This window comes from Dactylosporangium sp. NPDC006015 (genome assembly GCF_040614215.1).
In the GTDB taxonomy this organism is placed as follows: domain Bacteria; phylum Actinomycetota; class Actinomycetes; order Mycobacteriales; family Micromonosporaceae; genus Dactylosporangium; species Dactylosporangium maewongense.
The window spans coordinates 76,856-85,482 of the sequence record NZ_JBEXUD010000054.1 but is presented as its reverse complement, the minus strand read 5'-3'; the positions used below and the strand labels follow the sequence as shown (position 1 = coordinate 85,482).

At 72.7% G+C, this 8,627-nt stretch carries 5 protein-coding genes and 1 pseudogene; all 6 read right to left on the bottom strand.

Annotation, left to right across the window (positions count from 1 at the left end):
- Positions 1-137 precede the first annotated feature (137 nt).
- The 6 genes and pseudogenes from ABZ321_RS50195 to ABZ321_RS50170 all read right to left on the bottom strand — a co-directional run bounded on the left by ABZ321_RS50195 (position 138) and on the right by ABZ321_RS50170 (position 8,622).
- Entirely contained in the window at positions 138-1,154 is a 1,017-nt protein-coding gene (locus tag ABZ321_RS50195) for an aspartate-semialdehyde dehydrogenase (RefSeq protein ID WP_344506267.1), read from the bottom strand.
- A gap of 148 nt (positions 1,155-1,302) precedes the next feature.
- Positions 1,303-1,590 carry an Lrp/AsnC ligand binding domain-containing protein gene (locus tag ABZ321_RS50190; protein WP_344506344.1) on the bottom strand — a complete coding sequence of 96 codons (288 nt, stop codon included), beginning with the start codon at positions 1,588-1,590 and terminating at the stop codon, positions 1,303-1,305.
- Between the two features lie 36 nt (positions 1,591-1,626).
- Positions 1,627-2,490 carry a sugar phosphate nucleotidyltransferase gene (locus ABZ321_RS50185; RefSeq protein WP_354903494.1) on the bottom strand — a complete coding sequence of 288 codons (864 nt, stop codon included), beginning with the start codon at positions 2,488-2,490 and terminating at the stop codon, positions 1,627-1,629.
- Positions 2,487-3,002: an NUDIX hydrolase gene (locus ABZ321_RS50180; protein WP_344506269.1), complete on the bottom strand. Its 516-nt coding sequence runs from the start codon at positions 3,000-3,002 to the stop codon at positions 2,487-2,489. Before ABZ321_RS50180 ends, ABZ321_RS50185 begins: the two co-directional genes overlap by 4 nt.
- A gap of 18 nt (positions 3,003-3,020) precedes the next feature.
- A pseudogene (locus tag ABZ321_RS50175) lies at positions 3,021-4,751 on the bottom strand (HD domain-containing protein); the annotation flags it as partial.
- 2,137 nt (positions 4,752-6,888) lie between these two features.
- Positions 6,889-8,622 (bottom strand): DEDD exonuclease domain-containing protein, encoded by a 1,734-nt coding sequence (locus ABZ321_RS50170; protein WP_344506270.1) that lies wholly within the window; start codon positions 8,620-8,622, stop codon positions 6,889-6,891.
- Positions 8,623-8,627: the final 5 nt, after the last annotated feature.

The following is an 8,627-nucleotide window of genomic DNA, read 5'->3' as shown; positions in this document are numbered from 1 at the left end:
GTCCCGGTCTCGCCGGGCGGGGGGCGCGGGCGGGGGGGGGGGGCGTTCTTGCCCGTTGTTTTTTTGGGGGGGGGGGGGGGGGTGGGGTTGGTGGGGGGGGGGGGGGGGGGCCCCCGCCCCCCCCCCCCCCACCTTGGTCACTTGACGAGGAGCTCGGCGATCTGGACGGCGTTCAGCGCCGCGCCCTTGCGCAGGTTGTCGTTGGAGACGAACAGCGCCAGGCCGTGCTCGACGGTCTCGTCGACCCGGATCCGGCCGACGAAGCTGGGGTCGGCGCCGGCGGCCTGCAGCGGCGTCGGCACGTCGGTCAGGACCACGCCGGGCGCGGCGGAGAGCAGCTCGATGGCCCGCTCGACCGAGACGGCCCGCTCGAACCGGGCGTTGAGCTGCAGCGAGTGGCCGGTGAACACGGGCACGCGCACGCAGGTGCCGGACACCTTCAGGCCGGGGATCTCGAGGATCTTGCGGCTCTCGTTGCGGAGCTTCTGCTCCTCGTCGGTCTCGAACGAGCCGTCGTCGACGATCGAGCCCGCGAGCGGCAGCACGTTGTAGGCGATCGGCCGGGAGAACTGCTTCGGCGCCGGGAACTCGACGGCCGAGCCGTCGAACGCGAGCGCGGCGGCGCCGTCGGCGACCTTGCGGACCTGCTCGTCAAGCTCGGCGACGCCGCTGAGCCCGGCGCCGGACACCGCCTGGTAGGTGGCGGCGACGAGGGCGACCAGGCCGGCCTCCTCGTGCAGGGGGCGCAGCACCGGCATCGCGGCCATGGTGGTGCAGTTGGGGTTGGCGATGATGCCCTTCGGGCGGTTCGCGATCGCGTGCGGGTTGACCTCCGCGACGACCAGCGGCACGTCCGGGTCCATCCGCCAGGCGGAGGAGTTGTCGACGACGACGGCACCGGCGGCGGCCACCTTCGGCGCCAGCTCCTTCGACGTCCCCTTGCCCGCGGAGAACAGCACGATGTCCAGGCCGGAGTAGTCGGCGGTCGCCGCGTCCTCCACCGTGATCTGCTGGTCCTGCCAGTCGATCGGCCGGCCCGCGGAGCGGGCGGACGCGAACAGGCGCAACTGGTCTACCGGAAACTGACGCTCGGCCAGGATGTGGCGCATGACGCTGCCGACCTGACCCGTGGCTCCGACGATGCCGATCCTCATGGGCGTCGAGGCTACCGCGTCGCCGGGCCGGGTTCGATGCGATTTGGCGCACTGTCGGGGCCCTTACCAGCGGTTTTCCCGGTTTCTTGCGGCTTGCCGACAGCTGCGGCGAACGGCTTGCTGCAAGGGGCGGCAAATTTGCTGGAAATTAGTCCGTGTCGGGCAGACCGATCGAGAACGCCTCTTCCAGGTCGTGCTGTGAATACGCGCGGAACGCGATGTGCGTGTCGGTGTCGATCACACCCGCCACCTTCGAGATGCCGCCGGCGATGACCTCGGCGATCTCCTCGTACTGCCGCACCCGGACCATCGCGATCAGGTCGACGTTGCCGGCGACCGAGTACACCTCGCTGACCCCGGGAAGGTTGGCGATGTTCTCGGCCACCTCGGGGATCGAGTCGGTCGCGCAGTCGATGAGGACGATCGCGGTGATCACCTGCGGTGCTCCTTCCAGCATGTGGACATCGTCATGCTAATCCGCCGCGACGGTGAGCTCCCGGCCGACCCGGACCGCGTCGCGCAGCGTCTCGCCCGCGAGGACCTCCCCGCCCGGCCACACCACCCCGCGGACCACCTGACCGGCGACGACGGCCCCCGCGCCGATCACCGCCTGCTCCACGCTCCCGGTCACCACGGCGCCCTCACCGATCAGGGTTTCATGGTGTACGGCGTGCAGATTCGCCGTCACGTAGTCCCGGGGCGTGCCCGTGTCCAGGTACGTCCCGCGGTACTCGACGACCTCCAGCCGCCCTTCCCGCTCCGCGGGCCGCCACGTGGTCCTCACCAGGTCCGACGGCACCGCCTCCAGCCGCTCCACGAGGTCCCACGGCAGCAGCGAGAACCCGGCGAACCGGTGCCTGCCGAACTCCTTCGGCGGCCCGGGCACGCCGAGCATCCGTACCGTCGAACCGTCCCAGCCCTCGAGCAGCTCCGCGATGTCGGCGGCCGGACCGTCCGCGCCGCCTTCCCCTCTGCCGGACGTCTCCGGGATCTCGCCCGCCGCCAGGTACGCGTCGGCGTTGCCCACCAGGACGCCGCGGCCGCCGATCCAGTCCTTCAGCAGCGCGACGCCGCCCGCGGTACCGAACGGATCACCAGGCTCGACGGAGAGGTGCGCCCGGTCGCCGACGTGCGCGACGACCTGGTCCCCGAGATAGCAGGCGTTGACCGCCAGGTCGGCGGGGCCGGCGATCCCGAGCGCGGCGACCCTGGCCATGGCCCGGTCGAGCAGCGCCACGTTGCCGACGGGGCACAGGGCCTTCGGCAGGTGCTCGGTCAGCGGCCGCAGCCGGCGGCCCTCACCCGCGGCGAGGATCACCGCACAGATGTCGGTCACTTCGTCAGCACCTCGGGGTAGTCCTTGTACGGCCCGATCCCGTAGTGCGCGAGCAGCTGCGACGTCGACACGGTCAGCGGCGGCAGCGTGTCGAGCCGGTGCCAGGCGGCCTCGATGACCTCCGCGGCGTCGACGACCAGCTCGGCGGGCGGCTCGACCTCAACCTCGAACACCATGTCGATCCACTGCCCGCGGGTGTGCACGAGGGCGTTCGGGTTCGCCGGCCGGAAGCGCTCCAGGGGCAGCTTGATCCCGGTCTCCTCGGCGAGCTCGCGCGCGGCGGTCTGCACGGGCCGCTCACCGCGGTCCATCAGCCCCGCCGGCAGCGACCAGCCCGCGCCCGGCGGCTGCCGCAGCAGCAGGATCCGGCTCGCCTCGGGGTCGCGCACCAGGATGACGGCGCCGACCGTGTACGTCGGCTGGAACGTCCGCACGATCCTGCGTTTCCAGCGGGACGGGAGACGGTAGAACGTCCGGTACGCCACCATGCGCAGTTGTTGTTTTACCGCCATCTCCGAAAGGCTAGCGGCCTACCGGGGCGAGTGGTCGACCAGGGCGATCAACTCCTCGACCACCTCGTCCGCGGTGCGGCTGTGGTCGGCGACGGCGACGAGCAGCGTCTCCAGGTCCGGGTACCCGAGCCGGGCCGACAGCCGCACCAGCGGCAGGTCGCTGGCCAGGCCGCGGCCCTGCCGGCGCAGCGCCAGACCGATCGCGAGCCGGCCGAGCCGCACCTTGTTGGCGACGGTGATCGCGGGCGCCTCGTGCGCCTCGAACCACCGGCTGATGTGCAGCCGGGCGTGCGGCGTCTTCACGAACTCCAGCCACTCCGGCGACGGCCCGCGCGCGGGGGCGTCGGCGTCGAAGTCGAACTCGTCGCGCTGCCCGGTCCGTGTGATGATCTCGACCGTGTCACCGTCGGCGAGCGGCGACGACACCGCGATCAGCCGGCCGTTCACCTTCGCGCCGATACATCGGTTGCCGACGTCCGCGCCGAGGATGTACGCGAGGTCGACCGGCGTGGCGTCCTGCGGCAGCAGCACCGGCCGGCCGCCGCCCTCGGCGAGCACCAGGATCTGGTCCTCGGCCAGGTCGCACCGCAGCGACGCGATGAACTGCGACGGGTCCGACGCCGCCGCCTCCCAGTCCAGCAGCCGCCGCAGCCAGTTCAGCTGCTCCGCCTTCGACGCGGGGCCGAAGCGGGCCGCCACGTGCGGATACCGGAAGTTGGCGACGATGCCGTACTCGGCGGCCTGGTGCATCTCCTCGGTGCGGATCAGCACCTCCAGGGACTGCCCCTCCGGGCCGAGCACCGTGGTGTGCAGCGACTTGTAGTTGTTGCCCTTCGGCGTGGCGATGAAGTCCTTGAACCGCCCCGGCACCGGCCGCCACTTGCCGTGCACCGCGCCGAGCGCGGCGTAGCAGTCCGTCTCGGGCCCGTCGACGATGATGACGACCCGCGGCATGTCGTGCGGGTCCTCGTAGTTGCCGTCGACGGTGTCCTTCCAGATCGAGTACAGGTGCCTCGGCCGCGGCGACACCTGCGCGTCGATGCCGAATTTCCGCAGGTCCGTGTTGACGGCCGCGATGACCCGTTCGAGGTAGCCGTCCCAGCCCTTGCGCTGCCGCACGTACTCGTCGATCAGCGCGTACCCGCCGGGGCTGACCGCCCGCAGCACCCAGTCCTCGAGCTCCCGCTTCAGCGCCTGGATGCCGAGCCGCTCGCACAGCGGGATCAGCACCTCCCGCGTCGCGGTCGCGATCCGCACCTGCGACTTGATCGACCGCGCGTCCAGCGTGCGCATGTTGTGCAGCCGGTCCGCCAGCTTGATGACGAGCACCCGCACGTCCCGCCCGGCGGCGACGATCATCTTGCGGATCGTCTCGGCCTCGGCGTCCGCGCCGTAGAACATCTTGTCGAACTTCGTCACGCCGTCGACGAGCAGCGCCACCTCGCCGCCGAAGTCCCGCTCCAGCGCGCCCAGCGTGTAGTCCGTGTCCTCGACCGTGTCGTGCAGCAGCGACGCCACCAGCGTCGTCGTGTCCATCCCCAGGTCGGCGAGGATCTCCGTCACCTCGAGCGGGTGCGAGATGAACGGCTCGCCGCTCTTGCGCATCTGCCCGCGGTGCATCTGCTCGGCCGTCGCGTACGCCCGCCGCAGCAACGCCACGTCGCCCATCGGGTGGATCGTCCGGTGCGACCGCAGCACGTTGGACATGGGGTCCTCGGCCGACTGCCACGGCAGCATCGCCCGCAGCCGCGACCCGATGATCGCCGAGTACGTCGACGTCGGGTCCCCGGGCACCGCCCCACCGACCAGCGCCGAATACGACGGCGGCGGCGGCACCGCCGGCGAGTCCTCGGTGGGCGGCGCGGTGAGCCTGGCCCTCGGCGCCGCGAACCGGTCGTCCACGGGCACCGCCCGCTTCACCGCCGCGTCCCTGCCACCCTTCCGGCCCGCCTTGTCCTTGGCCTTCCCGGCGGTCGTGTCCTCGCGTGTACCGGCGGCCGCGTCCGTCTGCCCGGCGGCACCGTTCGCTTCCGCGCCGGCGCTCCTGCCCGCGACGTCCCGCTCGCCCCCGGCGCCCGCTCCCGTGTCCGACCCCGCCCGCTCACCGGCGGACCGTTCGTTGCGCGCCCGCCCACCGGCGGCACTCCCGGGATTACCCCGCGGCGCCGGCGGCCGCTCGTTGGCCGGCCAGTCCCTGCGCCCGTCACCCTGATCCTGCGCCGCCCGCTGCGGCCGCTGCCCCTGCCCCGCCCACTGCGCGGGTGTCTGCTGCTCGTCCCGCACGCCGGGGTTGTCGCGCCCGGATCCGCCTGCCGCTTCTTGCCCGGTCCACTGCGCGGGTGTCTGCTGTTCGCCCTGTACGCCGAGATTGTCGCGCCCGGACCCGCCTGCCGCTTCTTGCCCGGTCCACTGCGCGGGCGTCTGCTGCTCGTCCCGCACGCCGGGGTTGTCGCGCCCGGACCCGCCTGCCGTGCTCTGCGCGGGTGTCCGCTGCTCGCCCCATACGCCAACGCCACCGTCGTGCCCGGAGCCACCCGCTCCGTCCTGCCCCGCGTCCGTGGCGCTCTGCCCCCCGGCCGCTCCTTGCCAGCTCTTCCCATCCACCGGCACCCGCTGCCCGGGCGCCGCTTCGCTCACGACCTCGCCCGGGGGCGCCACCACCGCGGCCTGACTCTCCACAGTCCCCACGTCTCGGCCTACCCGCGCGCCACGCTGCCAGGCCGCGTCCCGAGACCCCTCGCCCCGCGACCCCCAGCTCCGCCCCGCACCGTCCTGGGCCACCACGTCCTGGGCCTCCGGGTCCGGGGCCTGCCCGGCCTCCGGCTCCTGCCCTTGCGCCGCACCGTCCCGGTGGCCCGCGTTCTGGGCTCCTTCACCTGGCGCCACCCGGCCGCGTCCCGCCTCGTCCTGCGGACCCTTGCTCGGAGCTTCCCGGTCCTGCGAGGCGCTGCCCTGCGAGGCGCTGCCCTGCGAGGCGCTGCCCTGCGAGGCGCTGCCGTGCGGTTGCCCGTGCTGAAGGGCCCGGTCCTGCGAGGCGTCCTGAGGGGCGCTGTCCTGTGGGTGCCCGTCGTGCGAGACCTGATCCTGCGAGGTGCTGCCCTGAGGGGCGCTGCCCTGCGGAGCGGCGTTCTGCGAGGCGGCGCCGTGCGGGTGCCTGTCGTGGGAGGCCCGGTCGTGCGACGTGCTGTCCTGTGGCGTGCTGTCTCGCGGTGCCCGGTCCTGTGGCGCTCGGTCCTGTGGCGTCTTGTCCTGTGAGGCAGTGCCTTGTGGCGCCGTGGCCTCTGGGTGCTTGTCCTGCGGCGCGCTGTCCTGGGGGGACCTGGCCGGGGAGGGCGAGTCCCGGCGGTCGGAGGGGGTCCTGTCGACGTACGTCCGCTCCACCCGCTGCCGATCCTGCCGCACCCTGTCCCTGGTGTTGCGCTCCGGGTGGCGGCCGGCCGGGTGGGCAGGGCGGCGCCGCGGCGGGGCCTCGGGCACGTTGATCGACGCGGTCGGCAGCCCACGCGGGCCGAGCAGCACCTCGCCCACCGCGTCCAGGAGCTGCTGGGCTTCGGTGGCGCCGGGTGTCGGCGGCGATGCCCCGCCGGTCGTGAACCCCGTCGCCAACGGGTGCGCAAAACCCGTCGGCTCGTTGGGCTTGCCCCCGGGCGTCAGTGGGTCCAACATGAACTCGCTGTGCGCGGACGAGGACCCGGAGTTGGCTCCGCCGGCGCCGGTGACCGTGGAGGGGCCAGCATCCAGGGGCGCACCGGACTGATGCAGACCGGGCTCCATGCGGCACCTCCTCACCGACGGGCCGGGCGGGCCTGGGTTTGGGTAGGTTCCAGCCTAGTTTCCCTCGTGGCATCCGATCGGTCATTTGAGTATGTGCGATCGTCCGATGTGCTTAGCCTTCCAGGTCGATCCGGACCGTCGCGGCGGCCTCCGCGCGGGCGAGGAACGGGCGCCACCGACCGGCCCCCGTGGCCGGAGATGACCAACCCATATCGGCCTTGACCAGGCGTGTCTCCTGACGCTCGAGCCAGGCGAGGATCCGCTCGGTCTCCTCCGGCGACGCGCGTGGCGTCGGCCCGTGACCCGGCTGGACCGTCTCGGCTGTGGCGAGAACCACATCCAGCGTCGGCTGTGGATGCACCCGCGGGGGTGACACGCCGGCCGCGGCGAGACGGCCGTGTCGCACCACGGCGAGCTCCCAGCCGCCCTTGGCGGAGGGCCGGGCGGCGATCAGCTCAGGCAGGCTGGTCAGCGAGGCGAGCCGCTGCATGCGGATCGCGGCGCGCAGGAACGTGATCAGCCGGGTGCGGATCGTGGCCGCGTCCTCGAAGCGCTCGGCGGTCGCGAGTGCCTCGATGCGGGCCATGAGCCCGCGGACGACGGGGCCCGGGTCACCGGTCGTGGCGGTGCGGAACGGCTCGGCGGCCGCGGTCTCGTAGTCGCCGGGGGAGATGCGGTGCTCGCACGGCGCCGGGCAGCGGCCGAGCTCGGCGAGCGCGCACGCGGGCGTCTTCGTGCGCAGCGACAGCTTGTGGGTGCACTGGCGCAGCGGCAGCGCGTCATAGATGCCGGCGGCGGCGAGCTCGGCGCCGCGGCGGGACGCGAACGGCCCCAGGTATGCCGCGCCGTCGGGCTGCACGTCGCGCACGATCGACAGCCGGGGATAGGCCTCGGCGGTGAGCTTGAGCCACATCACCCGCTCTGGGAATTTGGAGCGACGGTTGTACGGCGGCTTGTGCGCGGCGATCAGCCGCAGCTCTCTGACCTCGGCCTCCAGGGAGTGGGCGCAGACGATCGCCTCGACCCGCTGCGCCGCGTTGATCATCTCGTCGATGCGGGCGCGCTTCTCGGCGGCGGTGAAGTAGCTGCGGACCCGGGTCGCGATCGACGAGCTGGTGCCGATGTAGAGCGGGCGGTCCTTGTGCCCGCGGAACACATAGACCCCCGGCGCGTCGGGCAGGCCTTCGGCGAGGTGTCGCTTGCGCCGCTGGGACGGGCTGACCGCCTTCACGAACTCGATCGTGTCGCCGATGGTGTGCACCTTGTGGCTGCCCAGCCTGGCGATCAGCCCGTGCAGGACGTCGACGGTGGCGCGGGCGTCGTCGAGGGCCCGGTGGATCGGCTGGGTGCTCGCGTGGAAGTGCCGGGCGAGGGTGGACAGCTTGTTGTTGGGCACCTCGTCGGCGACCAGGGCCCGCCGGGCGATCGCGGCGGTGTCCAGCACGATCGGCTTCGGCCACGCGTAGCCGTGCTTGGCGCACGCCGCCTTGAGGAACCCGGTGTCATAGGGGGCGTTGTGCGCCACCATCACGGCGCCCGCGGCGAACTCCAGGAACGCCGGCAGCACCGTGTCGATCTTCGGCGCCTCGACCAGCATCGCCTCGGTGATGCCGGTCAGGACGGTGATGAACGCCGGCAGCCGCTCCTCGGGATTGACCAGCGTGCCGAACTCGCCCAGGACCTCCCCGCCGCGGACCTTGACCGCGCCGATCTCGGTGATGCCGCCGCCGTCGGGTGCGCCGCCGGTCGTCTCCAGGTCGACGACCACGAACGTCGACGCGAACAGCGTCGCCGCACGCGGGTCGTCGAACAGGGCATCGAGCGTTTCCTGGTGGTAGTCGGCCACGCGCG